Source organism: Kribbella sp. NBC_01510 (genome assembly GCF_045040325.1).
In the GTDB taxonomy this organism is placed as follows: domain Bacteria; phylum Actinomycetota; class Actinomycetes; order Propionibacteriales; family Kribbellaceae; genus Kribbella.
Map to the genome: position 1 here is coordinate 3,973,309 of NZ_CP109418.1, position 25,003 is coordinate 3,998,311.

A 25,003-nucleotide genomic window follows, 5' to 3' on the forward strand; every position below is an offset into this window, starting at 1 on the left:
GTGGATTCGCTCGCCCCCTAACCACTGGCATCCCACGACGGAGAAACCATGTCGACGCAGTACTACGAGCAGGGCACTTGGGGTAACAACCTCGCCTACAGCCCCGAGGCGCGCGCGGCCGGCCTGACCCCTGAGCCCAAGCCCGACTACACGCGCAAGTCGGACAGTGAGTTGCGCGAACTGCGCACCGAGCATTGCCAGGAGGCGAAGCGGATCGCCGAGACCGGTGTGAAGCACGACCGCGACCTGACTCAAGGCGAGCAGGACCGGTTCAACGCCCACATGGAGGCCGTCGAGGGCATCGACCACCTCCGCGCGCTCCGCAACGCCGACGGCAGGACCCACGAGCTCGAGAACAGCCTCCGTCAGTACGGCGTCCAGGGCTTCGGCGGCGGTACGACAGGCCGCTACAGCGTGTCCGCCGAAGACCTCCGGGCGCACTACGAGGCGATCTCTCAGGGCGGCACGCGCGCCACCCGTTCGGAGTATCGGGCGATGGTGACCGCTGCGGCCGGCATGGGTTCGGAGACGAACTGGTCCAGCAAGTCCGCTGACGCCGCAACCAGTCTGCGGGAGTTCGCCGGGATCACCTCGAGGCCGCTGGACGGCTTGTCCGCGGTCCACCCGAGCGTCACCCTGCCGGCCGGTTCGGGCACCGGCGCGGCCGAGTCTGCACAGCACACCGAGTTCACAGCGATCGTCCCGAGCACGTTGTCGGCGGCGAGGTACGGAGCATGGACGAACGCTTCGGCGGCGGTTTCCTCGTTCGACGATCTGTCGGCGGTCGAGGCGGCGCACCGGATCCACATCGCGCGGTCGCTGAGTCTGGCCGATCTGGGCACGATCGACACGGTTGCGGGCGCCGCGACGGTGTACGCGGCCGCGACGTTCGAGGCGACGATGCGGGCCACGATTCTGACGGTCGCCGCGACGGCGAATGTGAGTCCCGACCAGGTCGTCTGCTACGGCACGCCGGCCTCGCTGTCGGTGGCGACCTCGTATGCGCCGACGAACGGACAGGATCGCGGCTCGGTGGTGGAGCGGTTGTTCGGTGCGCGGATCTTCCCGATGCTGGGCGCCGTCGCCGCGAAGCTGACGTTCTTCGCTCCGAGCGCGTTCATCGTGTTCGAGACCGGCATCTCCGCGGCAACCACGATCGATCCTCGGGATGGCAGCTCGACCTTCGGATCCTGGGTGCACTCGACGGCTGCCGGTCCCGCGGTCGCCGGCGCCGCCAAGGCGATTCTGACGGCCTGAGCATGGCTGTGTGGGAAACCGTACAGACGGCCCTGGGTACCATTCGCAGGGCCGTCGGTGCGGCAGTCGGTGACACGTGCAGTGAGTGCTCGTCGGAGTCCGACGTGAATCCTTGCACTGGGCTTTGTTCGCGGTGCGAGATCGCGGCCGAGGTCGAGCGTCAGCGGTACGGCAACTAGAGCAGCGGTCCCGGGTGCCTTACGGTCCCCTTTCAGCCCGGGGCCGCGACAGCACGAAACCCCCGACGTGTGTCGGGGGTTTCGTTGCTTCCTGGCGCTCAGCGCAGGAACTCGAACCGCTCCTGCAGTCGGTCGATGAATCGGCCGATCCGTCCCTCGGGCTCGGTGGCATCGAGCGCCTCGCGGGCACCCTCTGCGCGTCCGACCTCGAAGCCGTGGTTGAAGGTCGCCAGCAGTTGCTCGTCAGTCCACGATCCGCTATCCGTGGTTCCGCGAATAGCGTGCACGGTCATCGGTTCTCCTCCCGCTCGTCCGGCAAAGGGATCACGGCGCCGCCCTCGAACTCGATGATGCCTCTGGTCCTCACCTCGCCGGTCATCCGGTCGAGCGCGGCGAGGGATGCCTCGAGCGCCTCCCTGACGTCCTGCATGTCCATGGTGGCGGGGTCGAGGCGTGCGTCCCAGCCCCGCTCGTAGCCCTGATCGACACCCAATCCGTAGAGCTCGAGCTCGGTCAGTACCTCGCGGATCGCCTCCCGCTGCCGCTCGGGGGACTTGAGCCGCCGTGCGGACCGCACCCGGTAGGCGATGTCTTCGGATGACAGCTTGTGCGGCTCGGGGTTCAGGTCGACGAGGATCCCCTCCGGGAACCCCACCGCGGTGATGTCCTCGATGATCCTCTGTGCCTCCGCAGAGACAGGGGATACTTCGTTCATGGTTCGGACCTCCGTAGTCCGGATCACAGGACCCGTCCGGAACTAGACCTTCCTGGCGGGTCCGCTATTTGGTTTGTGCTTAACACCCTCTACCGGTCGAAGAGATCTGGATCAACGAGCCGAGCCGGGTGTTCATCGCCCGCGAGGGCCGGCACGAGCTGACCACGACCGTGCTGACCGAGGAGGAGGTCAGCGATCTGGTGGAGCGGATGCTCAAGACCACCGGCCGGCGGATCGACGTGTCCCAGCCGTTCACGGACGCCCGGCTGCCGGACGGGAGCCGCGTGCACATCGTGCTCGGTGGCATCACCCAGCGGTATGCGGCGATCAACATCCGCAAGTTCACCGTCCGCGCCACCCGGCTGAGCGATCTGGTCGCGCTCGGCTCGCTGACACCGCATGCGGGTGCGGTGCTGGAGGCCGCGGTCGCGGTCGGTCTCAACGTCCTCGTCTCCGGCGGCACGCAGGCCGGCAAGACCACGATGCTGAACGCCTTGGCCGGCTCGATCCCCGGCAGCGAGCGGGTGATCAGCTGCGAGGAGGTCTTCGAGATCAAGCTGCCGATCCCCGACTGGGTGTCGATGCAGACCCGGCAGGCAGGTCTGGAGGGCACCGGCGAGGTGCGGCTGCGCGACCTGGTCAAGGAGTCGCTGCGGATGCGGCCGTCGCGGCTGATCGTCGGCGAGGTACGCGGGGAGGAGTGCCTGGATCTGCTCCTGGCTTTGAACAGCGGCCTCCCCGGCATGTGCACCATCCATGCGAACTCGGCGCGCGAGGCGCTGACCAAGATGTGCACGCTGCCGTTGCTCGCGGGAGAGAACATCGGATCCCGGTTCGTGCTGCCGACGGTGGCCGGCTGCGTGGATCTCGTCGTACACCTCGGGATCGGGGCGGACGGGCAGCGGCGAGTGCGGGAGATCGTGGGCGTGAGCGGGCGGATCGAGGAGCAGGCGATCGAGACCGAGACGCTGTTCGGCACCGTCGACGGGCATCTCCGCCGGGCCGAGGGACATCTGCCGCATCCCGAGCGGTTCCTGCAGGCCGGGTACAACCTCGCCGGGCTGCTGACCGAGTTGCCGCGAGGTGTCGGCTGATGGGGCTCCTGCTGGGGTTGTTCTTCGGGATCGGCTTGCTGCTGATCATCGCGACGTTCGTAGCGCCGGCGGATTCCCAGCCGGCCACGGACGGGCGGTTGATCGCCCGGAGCCGGGAGTTGCTCGCGAGCGCGGGGATCGAAGGCGTGACGCCGGCCGCGTTCATCGGCGCGTGCGTGATCACTGGACTGGCCGGGTTCCTGCTGATGCTCGTGGTGTCGGGGGCGTGGCCGGTCGGTGTGGTGTTCGGTCTGATGGCCGGCGGGATGCCGATCGCCTTGGTGCGGAGCCGGGCGCGGAAGCGGCTGGCCGAGTTCCGGGAGCTGTGGCCGGACGTGGTGGACAACATCGCGTCGGCGGTGCGGGCCGGACTGTCGCTGTCCGAGGCGCTGGCTCAGGTGGGTGAGCGGGGGCCGCTGCCGTTGCGCGAACCGTTCCGGCGGTTCGGAGCGGACTACGCGTCGACGGGCCGGTTCGCGGAGTCGCTGGATCGATTGAAGGCACGGCTCGCGGATCCGGTCGGCGATCGCGTGGTCGAGGCGTTGCGGATCGCGCGCGAGGTCGGTGGCGGGGATCTCGGGCGCTTGCTTCGGTCGCTGTCGTCGTTCCTGCGCGACGATGCCCGGACCAGATCCGAGCTCGAGTCGCGGCAGTCGTGGTCGGTCAACGGCGCCCGCGTCGCTGTGGCCGCGCCGTGGCTGGTGCTGGCGTTGCTGTCCTTCCAGGGCGATGTGATCCAGCGCTACAACTCCGCGATGGGTGCGGTGATCATCGGTGCGGGCGCGGTGGTCTGTGTGGTCGCGTATCGGTTGATGCTGCGGATCGGCCGGTTGCCCGAGCCCGAGCGGGTGTTGCGATGAGTCCGTTGCTGATGGGCGGTCTCGTCGGGGCGCTGTTCGGTGCCGGCCTGCTGGTCGTCGTACGGCGGTTGCCGTTCTTGCGGAGGCCGACGGCCGACGAGCGGATCTCGCCGTACCTGCGTGATCTCGGCGGGCCCGAGGTGTTCGTGGGGGTGGTGAACTCGGGTTCGCCGTTCCACGCGATCCTGCGGTTGTTCGGGCCGTCGCTGCGGTCGGGTGCGCAGCGGCTGGAGCGTCTGCTCGGCGGGGCGAACTCGATCCGCCGGCGGTTGGCGCGGGCCGGGGTGGAGCGGACGGTCGAGGAATTCCGGATCGAGCAGTTGCTGTGGGGGACCGTCGCGTTCGGCGGCGCGCTGGTCGTCTCGGTCGTCGCGCTGTCGCTCGGCACTGGCAACCCGATCGGGATGCTGGTGTTCTGCAGTCTGCTCGGTGTCCTCGGAGTGCTTGCCCGAGACACCTATCTCACCTCGCAGGTACGGCGTCGCGAGCGCCGGCTGCTCGTCGAGTTGCCGACCGTGGCCGAGTTGCTCGCGTTGTCGGTGGCCGCCGGTGAAGGTCCGGCCGGGGCCCTCGACCGGGTTGCGCGATCGTGCCGGGGTGAGCTGGCGGACGAACTGAAACGTGTCCTGGCCGAGACCCGGGCAGGGGAGACGCTGGTCCGCGCGCTGGATGCGTTGGCCGATCGCACGGGTCTGCTGGCGCTCTCGCGGTTCGCGGACGGGCTGGCGGTGGCGCTCGAACGTGGCACCCCGCTGGCCGACGTCCTGCGGGCGCAGGCCGGTGACATTCGTGAGGCGGGGCGGCGCGAGCTGATCGAGTCCGGCGCGCGCCGCGAGGTAGCCATGATGGTCCCGGTGATCTTTCTGGTCCTGCCGGTGACCATCGCCTTCGCCTTCTATCCAGGCGCTGTCGGAATCCGGCTGATCGCCGGATGAACTGAGGAGAACTCATGTCCCTACTCCTGACCAGACTGTTCCTGACGGTGCTGCTGAAGCCACGCCAGGCCCGCAGGGAACGCGGCGATGTCCCCGGCTGGGTGCTCATCACGGTGATGACGGCCGGTCTGGTCGTCGCGATCTGGCAGCTCGCCGGCACGCAGTTGCAGCGAATGCTCCAAGACGCGTTGGACTCCGTCGGCAACAAGTGATGCGTTCCGCCCACCTCCGCTCGGCCGCGGGCCGGTCTGCGCCGCGGTCACGCGACGAGCGCGGGTCGGCGGTGGTGGATTTTGTACTGGTCTCGATGCTCGTAGTCCCTTTGTTCTTAGGGATCCTGCAGGTCGGGCTGTACCTGTACGTGCGCAACACGGTGACGGCCGCGGCATCGGAGGGCGCGCACTATGCGGCCGTACTCAACCGGGTGCCCGCCGACGGTGAATCGCGGACGCGGGAGCTGGCCGGCGGCGTGGTGCGGGACCAGTTGATCGACTCGGTGTCCGCCGAGGAGACCGACGTCGACGGGCAGCCGGGAGTGCTGATCGTGGTCAAGGCGCACATGCCACCGCTCGGTCTGTGGGGTCCCGGGATCGACTTCAGCGTCGAAGGGCACGCCGTGAAGGAGACCGGCGAATGAGCACCTGGTGGATCTTCCGCCGGCGCGACGAGCGCGGGAGCGCGGTGGTGGAGTTCTCCTGGCTGGCGATCCTGCTGATGGTTCCGTTGGTGTACGTGATGCTCGCGGTCTTCGACGTACAGCGGGCCTCGTACGGCGCGACCGCGGCAACCCGGGCGGCCGGGCGGGCGTTCATCATCGTGCCGGCCGGGCTGTCGGAGGACGACGCTCGCGCGCGGGCGTTCGACGCGGCGCGCCTGGCGATGAAGGACCAGGGGATGGAGCTGAGCCCTGACCAGCTCCGGATCACCTGCGACCCCGCCTGCCTCGAGCCCGGCTCGACCGTGACGGTCACCCTCGACACCGAAGTACGCCTGCCACTGATCCCGGACGCCCTCGGCGGTGAACCCCCGGCGATCCACATCAGCGCCTCGCACACCGAGCCGTACGGCGACTACCGCGAAGCCAAGGGCGACGGATGAGGCGCCGGGACGAGCAGGGTCAGATGACCGTGCTGATCATCGGGTTCACCGCGATCATCCTGCTGATGATCGTGGTGGTCACCGATATCTCGAAGGTGTTCCTGGTCCGCCGGGACCTGGACGCGACCGCGGACGGGGCGGTGCTGGCGGCGGCCAACGGGCTGGCGGCGATCTACGCGCAGCCGGCCGCGCACGGGAACGCCGAGCTCGACCCGGACGAGGCGCGCCGGCTGACCGCCGAGTATCTGGATCAGGTTGCCGCGAGCAACAGATTCGACGGCCTGGACTGGTCGGCGGACGTCGCCGGTACGACAGTGACCGTGCGGCTCACGTCGTCCGTCGACCTGCCGTTCGAGCCACCCGGCTGGCCCGGCTCCTCCGACATCGCCTCGGAAGCCGCCGCCGTCGTGCCGATCCGTTGACGTCCGCGGATCATGCCGTGGGTTTGCTCGGTCAGGCGAAGAGACCTGGGTTGTCGTTCAGCCAGGTGGTGAAGGTGCGGGCCGGGTGGCCGGTCAGTAGTTCGACGCCGGGCTCGATCGGCTGCGGCCTGCCGACCTGGGAAGCCCAGTAGGCGAGCAACGTCTCGCGCTGGCCGGGGTCGCGCAGTTGCAGCTCGGCCCGGGCCTGGTCGGGGGTGAGATCGACAGCCTCGATCGGTACCCCGGTGACCTGGGTGATCAGCTCGATCTGGCGTCGCCGGGTCATGGACTCCGGGCCGGTGAGCGGGTAGCCGCGGCCGTCGTGGCCGTTGCCCGGTCCGTCGAGCAGGACACGGAGCGCGGCGTCGGCGATGTCCTGCTCGTGGATCGGCGCCTCCTCGGCGTCGAGGTACGGCAGCCGGATCTGCCCGGTCGCGCGGACCTGGTGTGACCAGAACATCGCATTGCTCATGAACGCGCCGGGCTGCAGCCGGGTGGTCGCGTAGGACCCGCTGGTAATGACACGTTCGGCCCTGGCATGCGGGTCCTCGGGACCGCCGAGCGAGGACAGCGACGAGAGCATCACCACCTGCTTCACCCCGGCGGCGTCGGCGGCCGCGACGAACGCCGGCGCCGAGGACGGATCGGAGTACAGGAACACCTGGCTGATGCCGTGCAGTGCGGGACCGGGGTCGGCCGGGTCGTAGCTGACCGCAGCAGCGCCCAGGGTCGAGGGTTCGCGGGAGGCGACGCGGACGTCGTGACCGGCGGCGGTCAGGGCGGCGGCGACGGCGCGGGCGATCTTGCCGCGGCCGCCGGTGACGAGGATTGTCATTGGATGTACTCCAAAGATGTAGTGACTACAAGATTGGAGGAAGTAAGGCAGATGCCCTACCCTCGGTGCAATGGAGGAGAGCGGGCGCCGGGAGCGGAAGAAGCGGCAGACCCGGCAGGTCATCTCGGACGTCGCGACCACGCTGTTCCTGGAGCGCGGCTTCGACGCGGTGACCGTGGCGGAGGTGGCGCGAGCGGCGGATGTCGCCGTACAGACGGTGTTCAATCACTTCCCGACCAAGGAGGACCTGTTCTTCGACGAGCAGGGGTGGTGGCGCGGTCCGGCGCGGGCGATCCGGGAGGCGCCGGCCGACGCGGATCCGGTCGATGTGCTGGAGGCGAGTTATCTGGCCGGGATCCGGGATCGGCTGGAGGTCGGGCATCTGGCGACCTGGAAGCAGTTCGTTCGCACGATCGAGGACAGCCCGGCCTTGCTGGCCCGTCGTCGCCTGAACGCGGCGGAACTCGAGACCTTGCTGACCGCCGCCCTCGACGAGCGGCGCCCCGAGCATCTGCGGAACCGGCTGATCGCCGCTCAGTTCGCGGGCGCGCTGAAGGTCCTGGAAGAAGAACTGCTGCGCCTACTGCCTGACACGGCGTCCGCGGCCGACCTCGAACAGGTGCGGGTCGAGCTCGAGAAGGCGGTCGCCTATGTCTTCGGCGTACTGCGGCATGGCCTAGGTTTACCGGCAATCACCGCCTAGCGGGTACGCTGCTTGGTTGTGGCTGGACTGGATTTTGACGCGGAGCTCAAGCAGCTCGACGCGACGCTGACCTCGATCGAGAAGGTGCTCGATCTCGATTCCCTGCGCAAGGAGATCGCCGAGCTCGGTGAGGCGGTCGCGGCACCCGACCTGTGGGACGACCAGGCGAACGCGCAGAAGGTGACGTCCCGACTGTCCAGCCTGCAGTCCGATGTCGAGCGGGTGACCACGCTGCGCGGCCGCCTCGACGACCTCGGCGCACTGATCGAGCTCGGCCGCGAGGAGAACGACTCAGACAGCATGGCCGAGGCCGAGAAGGATCTCGGTCCGCTGAGCAAGGCGATCCAGTCCCTCGAGGTCCGCACGCTGCTGTCCGGTGAGTACGACGAGCGCGAGGCGCTGGTCACGATCCGCTCCGGCGCGGGCGGTGTGGACGCGGCGGACTTCGCCGAGATGCTCCAGCGGATGTACCTGCGCTGGGCCGAGCGGCACGGTTACCCGACCGAGGTCTACGACACCTCGTACGCCGAGGAGGCCGGGCTCAAGTCGACCACGTTCGGGGTCAAGGCGCCGTACGCGTACGGCACGCTGAGTGTGGAGTCGGGTACGCACCGGCTGGTCCGGATCTCGCCGTTCGACAACCAGGGCCGCCGGCAGACGTCGTTCGCGGCGGTCGAGGTGGTCCCGGTGCTCGAGCAGACCGACGAGATCGACGTACCCGAGGAAGAGCTGCGGATCGACGTGTACCGGTCGTCCGGTCCGGGTGGTCAGAGCGTCAACACGACCGACTCCGCGGTCCGGATCACCCACATCCCGACCGGCACCGTGGTCTCCTGCCAGAACGAGAAGTCCCAGCTGCAGAACAAGGCTTCCGCGATGGTGATCCTGAAGGCCAAGCTGCTGGCGCTGAAGAAGGCCGAGGAGCGGGCCCAGATCGACGCGCTGCGCGGTGACGTGCAGGGCTCGTGGGGTGACCAGATGCGGTCGTACGTGCTGCACCCGTACCAGATGGTGAAGGACCTGCGGACGCAGTACGAGTCCGGCAACACGTCCGGCGTCTTCGACGGCGAGATCGACGACTTCATCGAGGCCGGCATCCGCTGGCGCCGCACCGGCCAAACGGTTGCCGAGCACAACTGACCTCCGCGCCGACTGCGGTAGCTGCTTCGGCCTCTGCTGTGTGGCGCTGACGTTCAGCAGGTCGGCGGACTTCGCGATCGACAAGCCCGCGGGCGAGGCCTGCCCGAATCTGTCCACCGACTTCCGGTGCGGCATTCATAGCCGGCTGCGCTCCAAGGGCTTCCCGGGCTGCACGGTCTACGACTGCTTCGGCGCCGGTCAGGAGATCTCCCGGCGCGCCGGCACGAGCTGGCGGGAGCAGCCGGGGCAGGCGATGTTCGCGGCCCTGCCGATCCTGCGCCAGCTGCACGAGCTGCTGTGGTATCTCACGGAAGCCCTTGAATACAAGGCTTTCGACGCCGAGGTGCGCGCGGCGATCGACCGGGTTGAGGGAGTGAGTCGTACGGCGGACCTGACCACGGTGGATGTGGACGCGGAGCGGGCCGCGGTCAACGAGTTGCTGCTGAAGACGAGTCAGCTCGTCCGTGGCAAGCAGAGCAAGAAGAAGGACCGCCGCGGCGCCGACCTGATCGGCGCCCGTCTCCGTGGTGCCGACCTCGCGAAGGCCAACCTGCGGGGCGCGTACCTGATCGCCGCCGACCTGCGTGACGCGGACCTTCGCCAGGCGGACCTGATCGGCGCCGATCTTCGCGACGCCGACCTCCGCGGCGCCGACCTGACCGGCGCTTTGTTCCTCACGCAGTCCCAGGTCAACGCGGCCCGAGGCGACCGCACCAGCAAGCTACCCCCGTCCGTCACCCGCCCCTCCCACTGGTGACCGACAATCCCTTACGTCCGAAGAACTGTGGTCTATACGCCACGATTCTTCGGACGTAAGGAGCTCTTAGGGGCGGGAGCGCAGTTGGTGGGTGACCGGCGTCATGAGGAGGGAGATGGCGGTGATGGCGATCGCCACTGCGGCGAGTGCTCCGCCCTGGCCCCATGACGTGCCGGCCAGTGACAGGTACGCCGTACCGACGGTGGCCGCGCCGAGGGCGAGACAGGTCTGCTGGCTGGTGAGCAGGATGCCGCTACCGAGGCCTGCCTGAGCCCCCGGGACCTGACCGAGCACGACGCCGATCAGCGGCACCATGACCAGGCCGGAGCCGAAGCCGGCGACCAGCATCGGTACGGCGAGCTTCCACGGGTTCACGTCCGGCCAGATGGTGAGGGCGACGATCGCGAGCAGGGAGTAGCCGACGGCCTGGATGATCCACCCGCGCAGGATCAGGCCGGCGCCGTACCGCACCTGCAGACGCGGGCCGTAGATCGAGGTGATCAGGAACCCGACCGCCATCGGCAGCAGGCTCAGACCGCCTTCCAGTGGGGACATGTGTGCCTCGCCCTGGGTGGCGAGCGCGAACACGAACATGAAGCCACCGAAGGTGGTGAAGAACGCCACCGCCAGCAGGAGGCCGATCCGCATCGCGCGCAGCCGCAGGACGGTCGGCGGGATCAGTGGGGACTTGCTGGCTTGCTCTGAGCGGTGCTGGTGCAGGCCGAGCACCACTACGGCCGGAATCGTCGCGGCGAGGCAGACCCAGGTCCAGAGTGGCCAGCCGAGCGGTCGGCCCTCGGTGAGCGGCAGCAGCAGTAGCACCAGGGTCAGTGCGAGCAGTGTGGCGCCGACGAGGTCGACGCGCTGGGCCTTGTCGGCCTTGGTCTCTGGCAGCAGCCGGATCGCGGCTACGACGGCGAGGAGGCCGACCGGGACGTTGACGAGGAATACCGCCCGCCAGCCGAGGTCGAAGACATTGGCCTCGACCAGTACGCCGCCGAGGATCTGACCGAGTGCGGCCGCGGCACCGCCCGCGACACCGAACATGGCCATCGCGCGGGCGCGGTGTTCGCCGGTGAGGAGGCTGGAGATCGACGCGAGGACCTGCGGCGTCATGGCGGCGGCCGTGGCGCCCTGGACGACGCGGGCCGCGAGGAGTACGCCGATGGTCGGGGCGATGGCGCAGATCAGCGACATCACGGTGAAGCCGGTCAGGCCGATCAGGAACAGGCGCTTGCGGCCGAAACCGTCGCCGAGGCGACCGCCGACGACCAGCAGAGTGGCGTTGGCGATGCCGTAACTGCCGACGACGAGCTGCAGCTCGCCGGACGACGCACTCAGGTCCGAGCCGATGGCCGGCAGGGCGACGTTGATGATGAAGAAGGAGAGCATCGGCAGGAAGGCGCCGAAGAGCAAGGTGGTCAAGGCCACCGGCCCCAGCGGCGACGCGGCGGCACGCGGCCGGGCGGCGACCGGGGTGGTGGCGGCTTGGAGCTGGTCTGTCATGCCTCCACCCTGCGCCCGCCGGAAGCCGGGTACTAAGAGTCTGTTTATCCTGGTATTGCCACCACCTGGAACCAGGATGCGCTTGCACGCATGATGGTGCCATGACAACTGTTCCAGCCGCCACCGACAGTTCTGTTCGCGTGCTGCGGGGGGTGTCTGCGGGCCCTGCTGTGGACAAGGGTGAGCAGCGGCGGGAGCTCGGGGTGTTCCTGCGGAGCCGGCGGGAGCGGATTCAGCCGGACGAGGTTGGGTTTGCGCCAGGTGGGCGGCGGCGGACGCCGGGGTTGCGGCGGGAAGAGGTGGCACTGCTCGCGGGGGTGGGCGTGACTTGGTACACGTGGTTGGAGCAGGGGCGGGACATCAACGTGTCGGCGCAGGTGCTGGAAGCGGTGGCCAACACGTTGCGGCTCGACCGGCAGGAGCGCAATCACCTGTTCACCTTGGCGGGGCTTCAGCTCGGTCCGGCGCGGGGTGAGTGCGCGGTGCTGCCCGCGTCGCTCCAGAAGACGCTCGACGCAGTCTCGCCGTACCCGGCGCTGGTCCTGAACGCGCGCTACGACATCCTCGCGTTCAACGAGGCCTACTGCCGCGTGGTGCTGGACCTGCACGAGATCCCGGTCGAGGAACGCAACATGCTCTGGGTGACGTTCGTGTCGAACGAGTGGCGCTGCAACTTCGTGGAGTCCGAGTCGATGAAGCTGCACATGGTCGCGGGGTTCCGGGCGGCGATGGCCGACCACGTGGGCGAGCCGGCCTGGCAGGACCTGGTCGCGCGGCTGCTCGCGGGGTCGAAGCTGTTCGCGGAGTTGTGGGAGCGGTACGAGGTGGCCGCGCCGAGCACCCGGATCAAGGTGCTGGAGAACGCGAAGGCCGGCGTACTGCGGATCGAGCCGGTCAACCTCTGGCTGTCGCAGCTCGGACAGATCCGGGCGACGGTCTACACCGCCGCCGACGAGGCCACCGAAGCCAAACTCCGAGTCCTCGTCGGGACCGACTGAGCAGATCCGATCAGGCGGTGTCGCGGGCCGGCCAGGCTGCCTTGAGGGTCTGGAGGGTGACGGCGATCGCCGGGCGGCGGGCGGTGGTCGTGCGCCAGACGGCGTACAGGCGGCGGCTCGGGGCGGGCTGGAGCGGTACGACGACCACACCGTCGGGGATCGGGCCGCGGCCGAGCCGGGGGAGCAGGCCGATACCGATGCCGCGGGCAAGCATGGCCAGCTGGGTCTGGTACTCCGCGACCGAGTAGGCGACGTTCGGCTCGACGCCGGCGCGACGCATCGTCCGGACCAGCCATTCGTGGCAGATCGACCCGGCCGGCTGGCAGATCCACCGCTCGCCGACCAGATCCTCCGCGCGGACGAACTCCTTGCCTGCCAGGCGATGCGTCGCGGGGATCAGCACGTCAGCGGGATCCGATCCGAGCTTCACGCGCGACAGGCCCTCCGGCAGGCGTATCGGCGCGTTGTGCCAGTCGTGGACGACTGCGACGTGGATCTCGCCACGGTTGACCGCGGCAACGGCCTCGAACGGATCGGTCTCGACGACGCGGACGTCGAGTCCCGGATTGTCGTCGATCAACCGTGCCAGGGCCGGCGGCAACAATCCCCGGGCGGCCGTCGGGAACGCGGCGATGCTGAGCGTGCCGATCGCCTGGCCGCGCTGCTCCTCCAGGGTCAGCTCGGCGTCCTCGACCAGCTCGAGGATGCGCGATGCCGTCGCTGCCAGCTCCCGCGCCGCGTCGGTCAGGACGATCCCGCGTCCCTGGCGCTCGACCAGCGTCGTGCGCGTCTCCCGCTCCAGTTTGGCCAGCTGCTGCGACACCGCCGACGGTGTGTACCCGAGCACCTCGGCCGCGCGATTGACCGAGCCGTACTGAGCGACGGCGTGCAGAGCGCGGAGCCTGCCGAGATCGATCATGTAGCACTCCTACATCGAAGGCGGTAGCAATCAGTGCTGGTCCTTAAGTGTAGTCCCGCTCAGACTAGACCGCATGAAGCCTCGTGACCTCCTGCTCGCGCTCGCCGTCGTTGTCGTCTGGGGTGTGAATTTCGTCGTCATCGAGGTCGGGCTGGAAGGCTTCCCGCCGCTGCTGTTCTCCGCGCTGCGCTTCTTCTTCGCCGCCGTCCCGGCGATCTTCCTGCTCGGCAAGCCGCGGGTGGCCTGGCGGTACGTGATCGGCGTCGGCCTCGCGCTCGGGGTGGCGAAGTTCGGGCTGCTCTTCATCGCGATGAAGAACGGCGTCCCGGCCGGCCTGGCGTCGCTGGTGCTGCAGTGCCAGGTGATCTTCACGGTCCTGTTCGCGATCGTCGTACTGCGCGAACGGCCGCGGCTGGCGCAGATCGCCGGCATCCTGATCGCCTGCTTCGGAATGGTCCTGATCATGCTCGATCACGGGCTGTCCGCTCCCCTGGGGGCACTCGCGCTGGTGATCGCGGCCGGCGCGTTCTGGGGAGTCTCCAACACGATCACCCGCTACGCGAAGCCGCAGGACACGTTGCGCTTCATGATCTGGGTCAGCGCGGTAGCCGTCGTGCCGCTGCTGCTGTTGTCCCTGCTCACCGAGGGCGCGCAGGCGGACCTGGACGCGCTGCACGGGATCAGGCTCACCGGCGTCGGTGCGATCGCCTATGTCGCCTTCGCTGCCACGCTGTTCGGCTTCGGCGTTTGGGGCTATCTACTGCGCCAGTACGACGCCAGCACCGTGGCGCCGTTCTCCCTCTTGGTGCCGATCGTCGGGATGGCTGCGGCCTGGCTGCTGCGCGGCGAGGCAGTCGGCCTGCAGCAGGGGATCGCGGCGGTCCTGGTGATCGGCGGGATGGCGTGCACGGTGATCCGGCGCCGGACCCCGCGCGCGGCGGCGTCCGGCGAGCGGGCCGTGGTGGAGTCAGCTGTCTGATCCGACGGGCAGCCGCATCGGCGGCATCTGCCAGCCGCGGGCGAGCGAGGACTCGTACGCCGGTGCACCGCCGGCGAAGTACTCGGTGAACTTCATGATCAGCGGATCCCAGCGGAGCGGGTCGATGTAGCGGTCGTTGCTCATCAACAGGTCCTCGCGGACGTGCACGCGCTCGACCTTCATCTCCAGAGCACACAGGTGCGAGTCGGGTCCGCCGATGTCGTGGATGTTCACGATCCGGCCCTCGAGGTTGATCGGGCTCTCCTGGACCGCGTCGACATCGACCAGGTCACCCGGCTCGCGGGTCAGCCCGGCCGCCGCGAACTTGTCCGGCTCGTAGCGATAGCCGCGGTCGCGCTTGGCGTCGGACATCTGCTCCGACCCGGTGAGCAACGCGATCCGGTCGAGGGCGGCGACCATGTCCGGATCGACCAGGTTGAGGACCACCTCGGGCCGCTCGGTGAGGTTCTTGACGGCCTGGGCGCTGGTGCCCATCCCCAGCATCGCGGTGTAGCCGAGCCACCAGGCCGACGACATCGGGCTGAGGTTCGTGCTGCCGTCCGGGTTGCGGGAGCTGATCAGCACGACCGGCGTGCCGAAGTACAGGACCTTGGGTTCAACGGTTCGCTTCACGCTGATGGAACGTCGGTGCGCCAGGATGTGTGAGTGGACCCTCACCAAGTCAGCCGACTGACCGCACTCTGGATCGAGAACCTCCCCGGCGAGGGCAGCACCGTCGTCTCCGGTCTCGGAGTCCAGCCACTCCTCGCGATCCTCGCCGAGCTCGCCGACGACCCCGCGCGCACAGAGCTCGCCGAAGCCGCCGGTGGACGGTACGGCGGGCTCCTGCAGACGCCCGAACTCCGGATGGCCTTGGGCCTGTGGACGCGACCGGAGATCGAGCTGCAGCCGGGTGTGGACCGATTCCTGCCGCCAGAGGTCCGGGGCACGTTGACCGATCAGGCAGCGCTGGACGCGTGGGTGGTCGAGCACACGGACGGTCTGGTACGGCGCATGCCGATCGAGCTCAACCCGGATGTGCTCCTGGTGCTGGCGTCCGCGTTGGCGTTGAGGACCAAGTGGGCGTTGCCGTTCACTGAGTATCCGCGCGGAGAGCGTCGCTGGTTGAGCCGGACCGACTATGACCTCGACACGATTCGCGTGTTCGAGAGTCCGGCCGGTCCGCTCACCGTCGTGACGGTCGTCGGCACCGGGGAGTTCGACGTACGCCTGGTGGCGGGTGAGGAGGGTAGGGGCGCCGTACTCGCGGCTGCGCTCGAGCTGAGCGGGGACGGGGTGAGTGGGTCGGAGATGCTGGCTCGGGAAGGGTCCGCGCCGGCTCTGGAGGTGATCGCGTCGATGTCGCCGGTGCCGAGCGTCATCCTGTCGCTGCCGTACTTCGAGGTCGACGCGGAGCACGATTTGCTCGAGCATCCCGGGGTGTTCGGTCTGCGAACGGCGATGGACAGCAGCCAAGGACATTTCCCTGGGCTGAGTCCGCAGCCCCTCGCCGTCGACCAGGCCAAGCAGGCCGTCATGGCACGCTTCTCCGCCACCGGCTTCGAGGCAGCCGCCGTCACCGCAATGGCCATGGCCGCCGGTTCCGCCCAATCACCAGGCGCCAAGGCCCTACTCGTCTCCTTGGAGGGACCGTTTGGCTTCATCGCGGTCCATCGGCCGACCGGCATCCCCGTGGTCGCCGGGTGGGTCGCCGGCGCATGACGACAGGTGGCTCGGACCGCCAGGCCATCACAAAGGCCCGGCGTCCCGAGGCTCCAGGCGGGACTGGCGAACGTTGGGGAGATTGTGATGGCCTGCGCGTCCGCGCTGCAGCCAGCCAGGTGGCAGGGTGGACGGTATGGATGCCGACGTGGTGCGCGCAGTCAACGACCTCACCACCCGCTGGGCTCGGGAACTCCCGGCGGGGAACACCGTCGTGTCGGGGCTCGGCCTCTGGCCGCTGCTCGCGATCCTGGCGACAGCCGCCGACGAACCAGGCCGCGCCGAGCTCGCCGCAGCCGCTGGTACACCTGCTGACCAGGGTTCCGCGCAGGCGCTGGCGCTGATCCAGGCGATCGACGGGTCGGCCGATCTCCATGCGGCGCTGGCCGTGTGGGTGAGCGAGCACCTCAAGCTCGCCGAGTCCTTCGACAGCGTGCTGCCGGCTCCTCTGGTCGGCATGCTCACCGGGAAGTCCGCGGTCGACAAACCGAAGCTGGACGCCTGGGCCGCGGAGCACACCAACGACCTGATCCGCGAGATGCCGCTCGAGATCACCCCCGACGTCATGCTCGTCCTCGCGTCGGCCCTGTCGCTGCGCACGACCTGGGTCCGCCCGTTCACCGAGCAGATCAAGCGTGTGCACAACGGTCCGTGGTCCGGCGGCTCGTGGCACTGGCTGGAGCGCGTCGACAACGACCTCGACGCCGTACGGCGCTACGACGACGACCTGACTGTGATCACGGTGCGCGGCGACGCGGATGTCGACGTCCTGCTCGGAGTCGGCTCGGGTGGGCAGGCCGACGTACTCACGGGTTTGCTCGGGGCCGCGGCTCGCCCGGCTGACGGCGTACCCGGAAGTCAGCTGATCGACCAGGGCCAGCCCGGCACGCAGCTCGCGCCCGGGGTGAAGGTCGGGCAGACCACGGCGCTGCGACAGGACCTGAAGCTGACGTTGCCGGCGTTCAACGTCGAGGCGGAGCACGATCTGCTGGCGTTGCGTGAGCTGTTCGGGCTGAGCGCGGTCACCACGGATCCGGGCGAGCACGGTCACTTCAGTGCGATCAGTCCGACGCCGCTCGCGGTTGGGCAGGCCAAGCAGAAGGTGCTCGCGCGGTTCTATGCGACCGGGTTCGAGGCCGCGGCCGTCACCTCGATGGCGCTGATGCGGACCTCGATGCCGACGCGGCAGGCGCGCCGGCTCGAGGTCGCGCTGGACCAGCCGTTCGCGTTCGCCGCCGTACTGCGGGAGTCGCGCCTGCCGATCGTGGCCGGCTGGGTCGCGACACCTACTGTGCCGGGAGACTGAACAGCCGGTTGAGCAGCGCGGACGCCTCGTCGACGCCCACGCGGTCGCCGGTGAGGAGCAGGTCGAACAGCAGGCCGCGTGAGGCTGCCAGACCGAGCCGCGCGTACGCCGGAGCCTCGTCGGGCGGGATGCCCGCTCGGACGCACAAATCGATGAGCGGCGGCAGCCAGACGCTGATCAGGTCGCCCTTGAGTGCCTCGGTGTGCGGAAGGTCCTGCATCGCGTGGGCGCTCAGTTCGAAGAACAGTGGGCCGTAGATCAACGCCGCCTCGGTGACGCGGCGCCAGAACTCGTCGGCCTGCTCCGCGATCGGCCGGTCGGTCCGGCTGAGCGTGGCAAGCAGGTCGCGTTGTTGCTGCTCGACGGTGCGGACCACCTCGGCGAGCAGTCCCTCCCGGGAGCCGAAGTGGTAGATCAGCATCCGGTGGCTGGTGCCGATCGAGCCGGCGATGCTCCGCAGGCTGGCGTCTCCGATGCCGTTCTTCGCAAAGTGCTCAACGGCATCCGTCAAGAGGCTTTGGCGGCTCACTGGCCTTCGCTGACCTGCTTCAGCTTCTCCGTCTCGGTGGCGATGTACCGCTTGGTGAGACCGGCGTACAGCCTGCCGAACAGCCAGCCGAGCGGGCCCTCCTGGATGATCGTCGCCGTCGCTACCGTGCCTTCCGGCGTGCTGGTGACCCGGTGGACGCCGGTGGTCTTGATGCCGGGAGCTTTGGAGACCCACTCGAAGTACTCGCCCTCTTTGAGTTCCGTCACCTCCCAGATCGCGACCGGGAGCTTCGGCTGGCGGATGCGGGTCTTGGCGCCGATGTGGATCCGGCCGGCGTCGAGCCGCTCGACCGAATCGACTGTCGGGGTCCACTCGGGCCACCGCTCGACGTCGCTGAACACCTGCCACACCCGCTCGGGTGGGGCCTGAATCGTACTGGAATGATCGAAGCGCATGTACCAAATGGTACATCAGGTCTTCGTCAGGCTTCCCTGGGTGTCCGTCGGGTGTCCGCAGGGGCCAGGTAGGGTCTGGGGCCATGGCTGAGAACGTGCAGAACGAGCAGGACCCGGGCGCGAACACGCAGATGTTCCGCGCCTTCGTGAACGAGGGCCAGACCGAGGCCACCGCCGAACCCAAGCTGAACGGCCGCGTCCTGGCCGTCGTCGGCGCCGCGGTGGTCCTGATCGCGGTTATCGCCGCGATCGCCGTCTTCTGAGCTTGACCGAGGTTCAGGTCGCGGTCGTCCGGGTCTTCACCGACCCTGACGGCCGGTTCGGCAACCCCCTCGGCATCATCGACGGCGCTCTCGTCCCGCCCGCCGACCGGCTGCGCGTGGCCGCCGCGCTGGGCTTCAGTGAGACCGTGTACGTCGACGACGCGGCAACCGGCACGATCCGGATCTTCTCCGGCACCACTGAAATGCCCTTCGCCGGCCACCCCACCGTCGGTGTCGCATGGTGGCTCCACTCCCAGGGTCACTCCGTCGACACCCTCCGCGTGCCGGCCGGCGACATCCCCGTCACGCGAGACGGCGACCTGATCTCAGTCCGCGCCGACACCACCTGGGGCAGCGACTGGGACTGGCGCCAACTGTCGACCCCCGAGGACGTCCTCGCCGCCACCTTCACGTCCTACTCGGCCGGCCATACCTTCATCTGGTCCTGGCAAGACGAACCCAACGGCATCATCCGAGCCCGAGCCTTCGCCCCCGCCATGGGCGTCGAGGAAGACGAAGCCACCGGCTCCGCCGTCACCCAGCTAACCGCCCACCTGGCCCGCAACCTCCTGGTCGTCCAAGGCGCCGGCTCCCACCTCCACATCACCTACGATCCCCCCACCCACGCCACCGTAGGCGGCCACGTCCACCCCGCCGAGCCGCGCACCATCACGATCTGACCGCACGGAATCCGGCATCCGTTGACGGGTGTGGGGGAGCGGATGAAGGATGGGTGCTCGGCTAGTTGGGGAGGTTCTGGTGGCTGAGGTTGTCAGGGCGGCGCTGGTGCAGACGTCGTGGACCGGCGACAAAGAGTCCATGATCAAGGCGCATGAGGAGTACGCGCGGCAGGCGGCGGCCGCCGGAGCGCGGGTGATCTGTTTCCAGGAACTGTTCTACGGGCCGTATTTCTGCCAGCTCCAGGACACCGAGTACTACGAGTACGCCGAGTCCGTGCCGGGGCCGACGACCGAGCGGTTCGCCGCGCTGGCCAAGGAACTCGGGATGGTGATGGTGCTCCCGGTGTACGAGCAGGAGCAGCCGGGCGTGCTGTACAACACCGCCGCCGTCATCGATGCCGACGGCAAGTACCTCGGCAAGTACCGGAAGAACCACATCCCGCAGGTGAAGGGGTTCTGGGAGAAGTTCTACTTCCGTCCCGGGAACCTCGGCTACCCGATCTTCGACACCGCGGTCGGCCGGATCGGCGTCTACATCTGCTACGACCGGCACTTCCCCGAGGGCTGGCGCGCGCTCGGCCTGGCCGGCGCGAAGATCGTGTTCAACCCGTCCGCGACCAGCCGTGGGCTCTCGGCGTACCTCTGGAAGCTGGAGCAGCCCGCGAGTGCGGTGGCCAACGAGTACTTCATCGGCGCGATCAACCGGGTCGGGATCGAGTCCGACTTCGGTGACAACGACTTCTACGGTACGTCGTACTTCGTCGACCCGGAGGGGAAGTTCGTCGGGGACGTCGGCCACGACCACGATCCGGAACTGATCGTCCGCGACCTGGACCTCGGCCTGCTGGACACGGTCCGCGACCGCTGGCAGTTCTACCGCGACCGCCGCCCGGACGCCTACGGTGACCTGACGAAGCCGTAGAACCGAACCGCTCGAACCCTTCCGTACCTCTAAGGATCAACCTTCCTTCTTTCCGCTCAACGAGGAGTGGCATAGATGTCTTTGCTGGTCAAGGGTGGAACTGTCATCGGACCGACCGGGACGAGGGTCGCGGATGTCCTGGTCGAGGGCGAGAAGATCGTCGCCGTACTGGACCCGTCGTTCACCCCGGCGGTCACCGCGGACGAGGTGATCGATGCCACCGGCAAGTACGTGATCCCGGGCGGGATCGACGCGCACACGCACATGGAGCTGCCGTTCGGCGGCACCGCGGCGAGTGACACCTTCGACACCGGCACCCGGGCGGCCGCCTGGGGCGGTACGACGACCATCATCGACTTCGCCGTCCAGCGGACCGGTGAGGTGGTGCAGGACGGACTCGCCGCCTGGCACACCAAGGCCGAAGGCAACTGTCACATCGACTACGCGTTCCACATGATCCTCGGCGGCGTCGACACCGACGCGCTGAAGGCGATGGACCAGTTGGTCGCCGACGAGGGCATCACCAGCTTCAAGCTGTTCATGGCCTACCCGGGCGTCTTCTACTCCGACGACGGCCAGATCCTGCGGGCGATGCAGACCGCGCGGGAGAACGGCGCGATGATCATGATGCACGCGGAGAACGGCATCGCGATCGACGTCCTCGTGCAGCAGGCGCTGGCTCGCGGCGAGACCGACCCGATCTATCACGGCATCACGCGTCCGCCGGCGCTGGAAACCGAGGCGACCAGCAGGGCGATCGCGCTGGCGGAGGTCGCCCAGGACTGCCCGCTCTACATCGTCCACCTGTCGGCGAGCGGAGCTCTGGAGGCCGTGGCCCAGGCGCGTGACAACGGCCGGAACGTGTTCGCCGAGACCTGCCCGCAGTACCTCTATCTGACGTTGGAGGACCAGCTCGGCGCGCCGGGCTTCGAGGGCGCCAAATGGGTCTGCTCGACACCGTTGCGCAGCAAGCACGAGTCGCACGCCAAGGATCTGTGGAAGGGCCTGCGGAGCAACGATCTGGCGATCGTGTCGACCGACCACTGCCCGTTCTGCATGAAGGACCAGAAGGAGCTGGGCATCGGCGACTTCTCCAAGATCCCGAACGGGATCGGCGGCGTCGAGCACCGCGTCGACCTCATCTACCAAGGCGTCGTGGACGGCAAGCTGTCGCTGGAGCGCTGGGTCGAGACGATCTCGACCACGCCGGCCCGGATGTTCGGGCTCTACCCGCAGAAGGGGATCGTCCAGCCCGGCTCGGACGCCGACCTGGTCGTCTACGACCCGGACGGTACGACGCGGATCGGTGTCGAGACGCATCACATGAACATGGACTACTCGGCGTACGAAGGGGTCGAGATCCAGGGCCGGGTGGGTACCGTGATCTCGCGCGGCGAGGTGATCGTGGCTGACGGCAACTACCATGGCCGCAAGGGCCGGGGGAAGTTCCTGAAGCGCGGCCTGTCGTCGTATTTGATGTAGGGGGAGATCGTGGACTTCGGTGTGGTGTTCCAGTGCGATCCGCCCGCGTCCACGGTCGTGGACCTGGCGCGGAAGGCCGAGGACGCCGGATTCGGCTACGTCTGGACGTTCGATTCGCACCTGCTCTGGCAGGAGCCGTTCGTCATCTACAGCCAGATCCTGGCGACGACGCAACGGGTGATCGTCGGCCCGATGGTGACGAACCCGGGCACCCGGGACTGGACCGTGATCGCGTCCCAGTTCGCCACCCTGAACGAGATGTTCGGCAACCGGACGATCTGCGGCATCGGCCGCGGCGACTCCGCGCTGCGGACGCTCGGCGCCAAACCCGGCACGATCGACGAGCTGAAGCAGTGCGTCGAGATCGTCCGCTCGCTGGCCCGCGGCGAAACGGTCGAGTACCGCGGTCAGCAGCTCAAGTTCGCTTGGGTCGACCATGGTGCGCTGGACGTCTGGGTCGCGGCGTACGGACCGAAGGCGCTGGCCGCGACCGGCGAGGTCGGCGACGGCTACATCTTGCAGTTGGCCGACCCTGACATCGCCGAGTGGATGATCACCGCCGTACGGCGTTCTGCCGAGCAGGCCGGCCGTGATCCGGCGGCGATCAAGTTCTGCGTGGCGGCGCCGGCGTACGTCGGGGACGACCTGGACCATCAGCGCGAGCAGACCCGGTGGTTCGGGGGGATGGTCGGCAACCACGTGGCCGACATCGTCGGGCGGTACGGGACTTCCGGTGCGGTGCCGAAGGCGCTCACGGACTACATCGAGGGCCGCAAGGGCTACGACTACGCCGAGCACGGGCGGGCGGGCAACACCCACACCGCCTTCGTCCCGGACGAGGTCGTCGACCGGTTCTGCATCCTCGGCCCGGTCGAGAATCACCTGGCCCGGCTGGCGGAGCTGAAGGCGCTCGGCGTCGACCAGTTCGCGCTGTATCTGCAGCACGACGCGAAGGAAGAGACGTTGGCCGCCTACGGCAAGGACATCATCCCGGCGTTCTGAGCTGGAGCTGCTCGGCGGCGTGTGCCAACCGCAGTCCGGTGTGCGTCGCGCCGTACGACGTCGTGGGCGGGTAGCCCGTGGTCACGGTCCGGGTGACCAGTTCGGCGGACTCGAGGTCCTTCAGGGCCAGCGTCAGCGCGCGGTTCGAGGTGCCGGGCAGTGCGTTGCGCAGCTCCGAGAAGCGGCGCTCGCCGGCCGTGAGCAGCACGAGGATCGGCAGGGACCACTTCTTCAGGCCGACGTCGCTTGCGCCGAGCTCGCGCAGGAGGTTCGTCAGCGCGGCGGCGGGCTCGGCGAGTTGCGCGCCTGCCTCGGTCAGCAGGTACTCGGGTCGCAGCGGGTGACCGTGTCCGGGGTTGCGCCGGACGAGGCCGGCCTCGGTCAGAAAGGCGAGCGTCCGGCTGAGGGACTCGCGGCCGACGCCGAGGTTGTGGGTCAGGTTCACGAAGCGCCCGCCGTAGCCGCGGTGCAGTTCCGCGAGCACCGGGACGGCCCAGCGGAGGTGGACCAGGGTCGCCAGCGTTGACACGAAAGTAAGCTTAGTATAAAAACAGGACCATGAGTGGGATCGAGTACGACGGGCGCGCGGTCTGCGCGCTCGAGGTCGCCGACCTGGAGCAGTCGCTCCGGTGGTACGAGCAGGCGCTGGGATTCGAGGTCGTCCACCGGCTGGAGTCCTGGGGCTGGGCCGAGCTGAGTACGCCGCTACCCGGGATCTCGATCGGGATCGGCCAGACCGAGAAGCCGAAGACCGAGGGCGGGGTCGTCGTCACGTTCGGCGTCCACGACATCGACAAGGCCCGCGCGCACCTCGAGTCGGTCGGCACGCGCTTCGACGGGGAGACCCGCCAGATCGCGGACGAGGTGCGCCTCGCCACGTTCTACGACCCGGACGGCAATACGTTTATGCTCGCCCAGCGGCTCGTCGAAGTGCCACGCCCGACGGCCAGAGAGTCATGAGCCCCCGCCCATCCGACGGCCACGGAGTCGTGAGCACACGGCCGCCCGACGGCCACGGAGTCGTAAGCACACGGCCCCCCGACGGCCAATGGATCATGAGATCCCGGCCGCTCGACGGGGAGTCGTGAGCACGCCGCCGCGGCCGGGGATGGAGAGCCTGACCCTCGTCCTGCTCCGCCGCCCGGCCGAGCAGCCGGTCCTGCCCGACGACGAGCAGGACCGGGTCCAGGAAGCCCACCTCGCCTTCCTCGACAGACTCCGCAAGGAAGGCGTGATGGGCGCGGCCGGCCCGTTCCGCGACCACGCCGACGAGACCCTCCGCGGCCTGTGCGTCTACCGAACCGGCATCGAAGAAGCCCGCCGCCACGCCTCCGACGACCCGGCCGTCCAGGCAGGCCTCCTCGAGGCCGAACCAATCACCTGGTGGTTCCGCATCGGCGAAATCCACCTGGCCTGACCGGAGCCGAGCGGCGGCGGTCGGGCAGCCAAGGTCTACGGGTTGGGAGTCCAGCGGTAGGCCCCCGGTAGTAGATCGGTGGCGAGGACCGAGCCGACGCCGTCGGGGGTCGGCAGGATGACGCGGATGGTTGGGTGGTAGTCGACGAGGATCTGGCGGTCGCGGCCGCAGGGCCCGACCACGCCGCGGCCTTCGTTGCCCACGGCCACGATTGTGGTGAGTTCGCGGGCGCCATCTGCGCGGGCGCGGCCGAGGGCGACCAGCTCGGCGCAGGGTCCGCCGGTGAAGTGGTAGAGGTTGATTCCGGCGTACATCCGGCCGTCCACACCGCGGACGGCGGCCCCCATCGTGTAGACGCCGTCCGGTCCGTCGGTGTTCGCGTCCACGGTCCGGCGGGCCAATTCGATCAGCTCGCGGTCGTCGTCGGTCAAGGGCTGCACAGTGATCACCCCCTTAGCCTGTCACGCGCAGTACCCCGACTGGTTGACGGGACCTGGTGCAGGCGCTGGCGAGCCCGCGACCCCGGACAGGTAGTGGAGACCTCGGACACGCCACAGCCTGTCCGAGATCCCCAGATGGTGTCCGAAGTCGCGGGGTCGGTACCCCGGCGACCGGCAAGACGAGCGCGTCCTGTCACCGCGCCTGCCCGCCGGTGCGGACCGCTCGGGTGCGGACGGTGGCTGGGGGGGCAGCTCGACAGGAGGTGTCCGCCTTGGCCCCGGACGAGCCGGCCGGGCCAGGCGTGAATGCCTCGCCCGACCAGTACCCCTGGACCGACACTTCCTGTCGAGCTGCACACCAGCCGACCTCGCTCACTTCGCCAACACATCCAGCAGAAGCGCCGTCCGCGGCGTGCCCCATCTCCGA

General features: G+C 68.7%; 32 protein-coding genes. 22 read left to right on the forward strand and 10 right to left on the reverse strand.

Annotated elements, in window-relative coordinates:
- Window positions 1–48: 48 nt before the first annotated feature.
- Window positions 49–1,257 carry a hypothetical protein gene (locus tag OG558_RS19775; protein ID WP_405071573.1) on the forward strand — a complete coding sequence of 403 codons (1,209 nt, stop codon included), beginning with the start codon at window positions 49–51 and terminating at the stop codon, window positions 1,255–1,257.
- Window positions 1,258–1,534: 277 nt separating this feature from the next.
- Here OG558_RS19775 and OG558_RS19780 read toward each other — a convergent pair whose 3' ends face one another.
- Window positions 1,535–1,729 (reverse strand): hypothetical protein, encoded by a 195-nt coding sequence (locus tag OG558_RS19780; RefSeq protein ID WP_405071574.1) that lies wholly within the window; start codon window positions 1,727–1,729, stop codon window positions 1,535–1,537.
- On the reverse strand, window positions 1,726–2,151 hold the full coding sequence (locus OG558_RS19785) for a hypothetical protein (protein WP_405071575.1): 426 nt from the start codon (window positions 2,149–2,151) through the stop codon (window positions 1,726–1,728). Before OG558_RS19785 ends, OG558_RS19780 begins: the two co-directional genes overlap by 4 nt.
- Window positions 2,152–2,255: 104 nt before the next feature.
- On the opposite strand from OG558_RS19785, the gene OG558_RS19790 reads away from it, so the two are divergent.
- Genes OG558_RS19790 through OG558_RS19820 form a run of 7 tightly spaced genes read left to right on the forward strand, consistent with a single transcriptional unit; the run spans window position 2,256 to window position 6,560 of the window.
- Window positions 2,256–3,245, forward strand: coding sequence for a CpaF family protein (locus OG558_RS19790; protein WP_405072184.1), 990 nt, complete (start codon window positions 2,256–2,258; stop codon window positions 3,243–3,245).
- A complete protein-coding gene (locus OG558_RS19795) occupies window positions 3,245–4,105 on the forward strand; it encodes a type II secretion system F family protein (RefSeq protein ID WP_405071576.1) in 861 nt (286 codons plus the stop codon). Before OG558_RS19790 ends, OG558_RS19795 begins: the two co-directional genes overlap by 1 nt.
- Window positions 4,102–5,040, forward strand: a complete 939-nt coding sequence (locus OG558_RS19800; protein WP_405071577.1) for a type II secretion system F family protein — start codon at window positions 4,102–4,104, stop codon at window positions 5,038–5,040. Before OG558_RS19795 ends, OG558_RS19800 begins: the two co-directional genes overlap by 4 nt.
- A gap of 14 nt (window positions 5,041–5,054) precedes the next feature.
- Window positions 5,055–5,252, forward strand: coding sequence for a hypothetical protein (locus tag OG558_RS19805; protein WP_405071578.1), 198 nt, complete (start codon window positions 5,055–5,057; stop codon window positions 5,250–5,252).
- Entirely contained in the window at window positions 5,252–5,677 is a 426-nt protein-coding gene (locus OG558_RS19810; RefSeq protein ID WP_405071579.1) for a TadE/TadG family type IV pilus assembly protein, read from the forward strand. Before OG558_RS19805 ends, OG558_RS19810 begins: the two co-directional genes overlap by 1 nt.
- A complete protein-coding gene (locus OG558_RS19815) occupies window positions 5,674–6,138 on the forward strand; it encodes a hypothetical protein (RefSeq protein WP_329474405.1) in 465 nt (154 codons plus the stop codon). The genes OG558_RS19810 and OG558_RS19815 overlap by 4 nt, the downstream gene beginning before the upstream one ends.
- 23 nt (window positions 6,139–6,161) lie before the next feature.
- Window positions 6,162–6,560, forward strand: coding sequence for a pilus assembly protein TadG-related protein (locus OG558_RS19820; protein WP_405071580.1), 399 nt, complete (start codon window positions 6,162–6,164; stop codon window positions 6,558–6,560).
- Between the two features lie 31 nt (window positions 6,561–6,591).
- Here the strand turns inward: OG558_RS19820 and OG558_RS19825 are convergent, their stop codons facing one another.
- A complete protein-coding gene (locus tag OG558_RS19825) occupies window positions 6,592–7,395 on the reverse strand; it encodes an NAD(P)H-binding protein (RefSeq protein WP_405071581.1) in 804 nt (267 codons plus the stop codon).
- Window positions 7,396–7,465: 70 nt separating this feature from the next.
- On the opposite strand from OG558_RS19825, the gene OG558_RS19830 reads away from it, so the two are divergent.
- Genes OG558_RS19830 through OG558_RS19840 form a run of 3 tightly spaced genes read left to right on the forward strand, consistent with a single transcriptional unit; the run spans window position 7,466 to window position 9,995 of the window.
- A complete protein-coding gene (locus OG558_RS19830) occupies window positions 7,466–8,098 on the forward strand; it encodes a TetR/AcrR family transcriptional regulator (protein ID WP_405071582.1) in 633 nt (210 codons plus the stop codon).
- Between the two features lie 18 nt (window positions 8,099–8,116).
- Window positions 8,117–9,238 carry a peptide chain release factor 2 gene (gene prfB, locus OG558_RS19835; protein WP_329474408.1) on the forward strand — a complete coding sequence of 374 codons (1,122 nt, stop codon included), beginning with the start codon at window positions 8,117–8,119 and terminating at the stop codon, window positions 9,236–9,238.
- 40 nt (window positions 9,239–9,278) lie between these two features.
- Window positions 9,279–9,995: a pentapeptide repeat-containing protein gene (locus OG558_RS19840; RefSeq protein WP_405071583.1), complete on the forward strand. Its 717-nt coding sequence runs from the start codon at window positions 9,279–9,281 to the stop codon at window positions 9,993–9,995.
- 66 nt (window positions 9,996–10,061) lie between these two features.
- Here OG558_RS19840 and OG558_RS19845 read toward each other — a convergent pair whose 3' ends face one another.
- Complete coding sequence (locus OG558_RS19845; RefSeq protein WP_405071584.1) at window positions 10,062–11,501, reverse strand: MFS transporter; 1,440 nt, start codon at window positions 11,499–11,501, stop codon at window positions 10,062–10,064.
- 101 nt (window positions 11,502–11,602) lie between these two features.
- On the opposite strand from OG558_RS19845, the gene OG558_RS19850 reads away from it, so the two are divergent.
- Window positions 11,603–12,499 carry a helix-turn-helix transcriptional regulator gene (locus tag OG558_RS19850; RefSeq protein ID WP_405071585.1) on the forward strand — a complete coding sequence of 299 codons (897 nt, stop codon included), beginning with the start codon at window positions 11,603–11,605 and terminating at the stop codon, window positions 12,497–12,499.
- 10 nt (window positions 12,500–12,509) lie between these two features.
- Here OG558_RS19850 and OG558_RS19855 read toward each other — a convergent pair whose 3' ends face one another.
- Window positions 12,510–13,418: a LysR family transcriptional regulator gene (locus tag OG558_RS19855; RefSeq protein WP_405071586.1), complete on the reverse strand. Its 909-nt coding sequence runs from the start codon at window positions 13,416–13,418 to the stop codon at window positions 12,510–12,512.
- Window positions 13,419–13,491: 73 nt separating this feature from the next.
- Here OG558_RS19855 and OG558_RS19860 point away from each other — a divergent pair, with 73 nt between their 5' ends.
- A complete protein-coding gene (locus OG558_RS19860) occupies window positions 13,492–14,397 on the forward strand; it encodes an EamA family transporter (protein ID WP_405071587.1) in 906 nt (301 codons plus the stop codon).
- Here OG558_RS19860 and OG558_RS19865 read toward each other — a convergent pair.
- Window positions 14,386–15,030, reverse strand: a complete 645-nt coding sequence (locus tag OG558_RS19865) for a flavin reductase family protein (protein ID WP_405071588.1) — start codon at window positions 15,028–15,030, stop codon at window positions 14,386–14,388. The genes OG558_RS19860 and OG558_RS19865 overlap by 12 nt on opposite strands.
- 33 nt (window positions 15,031–15,063) lie before the next feature.
- Between OG558_RS19865 and OG558_RS19870 the strand changes: the two genes are divergently transcribed.
- Both OG558_RS19870 and OG558_RS19875 read left to right on the forward strand, forming a co-directional pair.
- On the forward strand, window positions 15,064–16,119 hold the full coding sequence (locus OG558_RS19870) for a serpin family protein (protein ID WP_405071589.1): 1,056 nt from the start codon (window positions 15,064–15,066) through the stop codon (window positions 16,117–16,119).
- Between the two features lie 136 nt (window positions 16,120–16,255).
- Window positions 16,256–17,425: a serpin family protein gene (locus OG558_RS19875; RefSeq protein ID WP_405071590.1), complete on the forward strand. Its 1,170-nt coding sequence runs from the start codon at window positions 16,256–16,258 to the stop codon at window positions 17,423–17,425.
- Here the strand turns inward: OG558_RS19875 and OG558_RS19880 are convergent.
- Together OG558_RS19880 and OG558_RS19885 are read right to left on the reverse strand one after the other, a co-directional pair.
- Entirely contained in the window at window positions 17,406–17,936 is a 531-nt protein-coding gene (locus tag OG558_RS19880; RefSeq protein WP_328523482.1) for a TetR family transcriptional regulator, read from the reverse strand. The two genes, OG558_RS19875 and OG558_RS19880, sit on opposite strands and share 20 nt — an antisense overlap.
- A gap of 14 nt (window positions 17,937–17,950) precedes the next feature.
- Window positions 17,951–18,370, reverse strand: a complete 420-nt coding sequence (locus OG558_RS19885) for an SRPBCC family protein (RefSeq protein ID WP_329474417.1) — start codon at window positions 18,368–18,370, stop codon at window positions 17,951–17,953.
- Between the two features lie 83 nt (window positions 18,371–18,453).
- Here OG558_RS19885 and OG558_RS19890 point away from each other — a divergent pair, with 83 nt between their 5' ends.
- The 5 genes from OG558_RS19890 to OG558_RS19910 all read left to right on the forward strand — a co-directional run bounded on the left by OG558_RS19890 (window position 18,454) and on the right by OG558_RS19910 (window position 22,719).
- The gene (locus tag OG558_RS19890) at window positions 18,454–18,633 is read left to right on the forward strand and encodes a hypothetical protein (RefSeq protein WP_405071591.1); all 180 of its coding nucleotides are present in this window, start codon (window positions 18,454–18,456) and stop codon (window positions 18,631–18,633) included.
- A gap of 2 nt (window positions 18,634–18,635) precedes the next feature.
- Complete coding sequence (locus tag OG558_RS19895; protein ID WP_405071592.1) at window positions 18,636–19,313, forward strand: PhzF family phenazine biosynthesis protein; 678 nt, start codon at window positions 18,636–18,638, stop codon at window positions 19,311–19,313.
- 79 nt (window positions 19,314–19,392) lie between these two features.
- Window positions 19,393–20,235 (forward strand): nitrilase-related carbon-nitrogen hydrolase, encoded by an 843-nt coding sequence (locus OG558_RS19900; protein WP_328523478.1) that lies wholly within the window; start codon window positions 19,393–19,395, stop codon window positions 20,233–20,235.
- Between the two features lie 75 nt (window positions 20,236–20,310).
- On the forward strand, window positions 20,311–21,717 hold the full coding sequence (hydA, locus tag OG558_RS19905) for a dihydropyrimidinase (protein ID WP_329474420.1): 1,407 nt from the start codon (window positions 20,311–20,313) through the stop codon (window positions 21,715–21,717).
- A 9-nt stretch (window positions 21,718–21,726) separates the two neighbouring features.
- Complete coding sequence (locus tag OG558_RS19910) at window positions 21,727–22,719, forward strand: TIGR03842 family LLM class F420-dependent oxidoreductase (protein WP_405071593.1); 993 nt, start codon at window positions 21,727–21,729, stop codon at window positions 22,717–22,719.
- On the opposite strand, the gene OG558_RS19915 is transcribed toward OG558_RS19910, so the two are convergent.
- The gene (locus tag OG558_RS19915) at window positions 22,703–23,248 is read right to left on the reverse strand and encodes a winged helix-turn-helix transcriptional regulator (RefSeq protein ID WP_405071594.1); all 546 of its coding nucleotides are present in this window, start codon (window positions 23,246–23,248) and stop codon (window positions 22,703–22,705) included. The two genes, OG558_RS19910 and OG558_RS19915, sit on opposite strands and share 17 nt — an antisense overlap.
- A gap of 29 nt (window positions 23,249–23,277) precedes the next feature.
- Here OG558_RS19915 and OG558_RS19920 point away from each other — a divergent pair, with 29 nt between their 5' ends.
- Both OG558_RS19920 and OG558_RS19925 read left to right on the forward strand, forming a co-directional pair.
- The gene (locus OG558_RS19920) at window positions 23,278–23,679 is read left to right on the forward strand and encodes a VOC family protein (protein ID WP_329474423.1); all 402 of its coding nucleotides are present in this window, start codon (window positions 23,278–23,280) and stop codon (window positions 23,677–23,679) included.
- Between the two features lie 124 nt (window positions 23,680–23,803).
- Complete coding sequence (locus OG558_RS19925) at window positions 23,804–24,136, forward strand: YciI family protein (RefSeq protein ID WP_405071595.1); 333 nt, start codon at window positions 23,804–23,806, stop codon at window positions 24,134–24,136.
- A gap of 35 nt (window positions 24,137–24,171) precedes the next feature.
- Here the strand turns inward: OG558_RS19925 and OG558_RS19930 are convergent, their stop codons facing one another.
- Window positions 24,172–24,585, reverse strand: coding sequence for a cytidine deaminase family protein (locus tag OG558_RS19930; protein WP_405071596.1), 414 nt, complete (start codon window positions 24,583–24,585; stop codon window positions 24,172–24,174).
- Window positions 24,586–25,003 lie beyond the last annotated feature (418 nt).

What these genes read in the sequence shown, in the direction of transcription:
- OG558_RS19850 (WP_405071585.1), top strand. Translation starts at nt 11,603, where the DNA reads ATGACAACTGTTCCAGCCGCCACCGACAGTTCTGTTCGCGTGCTGCGG.
- OG558_RS19775 (WP_405071573.1), top strand. Translation starts at nt 49, where the DNA reads ATGTCGACGCAGTACTACGAGCAGGGCACTTGGGGTAACAACCTCGCC.
- OG558_RS19825 (WP_405071581.1), bottom strand. Translation starts at nt 7,395, where the DNA reads ATGACAATCCTCGTCACCGGCGGCCGCGGCAAGATCGCCCGCGCCGTC.
- OG558_RS19785 (WP_405071575.1), bottom strand. Translation starts at nt 2,151, where the DNA reads ATGAACGAAGTATCCCCTGTCTCTGCGGAGGCACAGAGGATCATCGAG.
- OG558_RS19855 (WP_405071586.1), bottom strand. Translation starts at nt 13,418, where the DNA reads ATGATCGATCTCGGCAGGCTCCGCGCTCTGCACGCCGTCGCTCAGTAC.
- OG558_RS19845 (WP_405071584.1), bottom strand. Translation starts at nt 11,501, where the DNA reads ATGACAGACCAGCTCCAAGCCGCCACCACCCCGGTCGCCGCCCGGCCG.
- OG558_RS19795 (WP_405071576.1), top strand. Translation starts at nt 3,245, where the DNA reads ATGGGGCTCCTGCTGGGGTTGTTCTTCGGGATCGGCTTGCTGCTGATC.
- OG558_RS19885 (WP_329474417.1), bottom strand. Translation starts at nt 18,370, where the DNA reads ATGCGCTTCGATCATTCCAGTACGATTCAGGCCCCACCCGAGCGGGTG.
- OG558_RS19800 (WP_405071577.1), top strand. Translation starts at nt 4,102, where the DNA reads ATGAGTCCGTTGCTGATGGGCGGTCTCGTCGGGGCGCTGTTCGGTGCC.
- OG558_RS19920 (WP_329474423.1), top strand. Translation starts at nt 23,278, where the DNA reads ATGAGTGGGATCGAGTACGACGGGCGCGCGGTCTGCGCGCTCGAGGTC.
- OG558_RS19780 (WP_405071574.1), bottom strand. Translation starts at nt 1,729, where the DNA reads ATGACCGTGCACGCTATTCGCGGAACCACGGATAGCGGATCGTGGACT.
- OG558_RS19810 (WP_405071579.1), top strand. Translation starts at nt 5,252, where the DNA reads ATGCGTTCCGCCCACCTCCGCTCGGCCGCGGGCCGGTCTGCGCCGCGG.
- OG558_RS19820 (WP_405071580.1), top strand. Translation starts at nt 6,162, where the DNA reads ATGACCGTGCTGATCATCGGGTTCACCGCGATCATCCTGCTGATGATC.
- OG558_RS19860 (WP_405071587.1), top strand. Translation starts at nt 13,492, where the DNA reads ATGAAGCCTCGTGACCTCCTGCTCGCGCTCGCCGTCGTTGTCGTCTGG.
- OG558_RS19875 (WP_405071590.1), top strand. Translation starts at nt 16,256, where the DNA reads ATGGATGCCGACGTGGTGCGCGCAGTCAACGACCTCACCACCCGCTGG.
- OG558_RS19815 (WP_329474405.1), top strand. Translation starts at nt 5,674, where the DNA reads ATGAGCACCTGGTGGATCTTCCGCCGGCGCGACGAGCGCGGGAGCGCG.
- OG558_RS19890 (WP_405071591.1), top strand. Translation starts at nt 18,454, where the DNA reads ATGGCTGAGAACGTGCAGAACGAGCAGGACCCGGGCGCGAACACGCAG.
- OG558_RS19805 (WP_405071578.1), top strand. Translation starts at nt 5,055, where the DNA reads ATGTCCCTACTCCTGACCAGACTGTTCCTGACGGTGCTGCTGAAGCCA.
- OG558_RS19830 (WP_405071582.1), top strand. Translation starts at nt 7,466, where the DNA reads ATGGAGGAGAGCGGGCGCCGGGAGCGGAAGAAGCGGCAGACCCGGCAG.
- hydA (WP_329474420.1), top strand. Translation starts at nt 20,311, where the DNA reads ATGTCTTTGCTGGTCAAGGGTGGAACTGTCATCGGACCGACCGGGACG.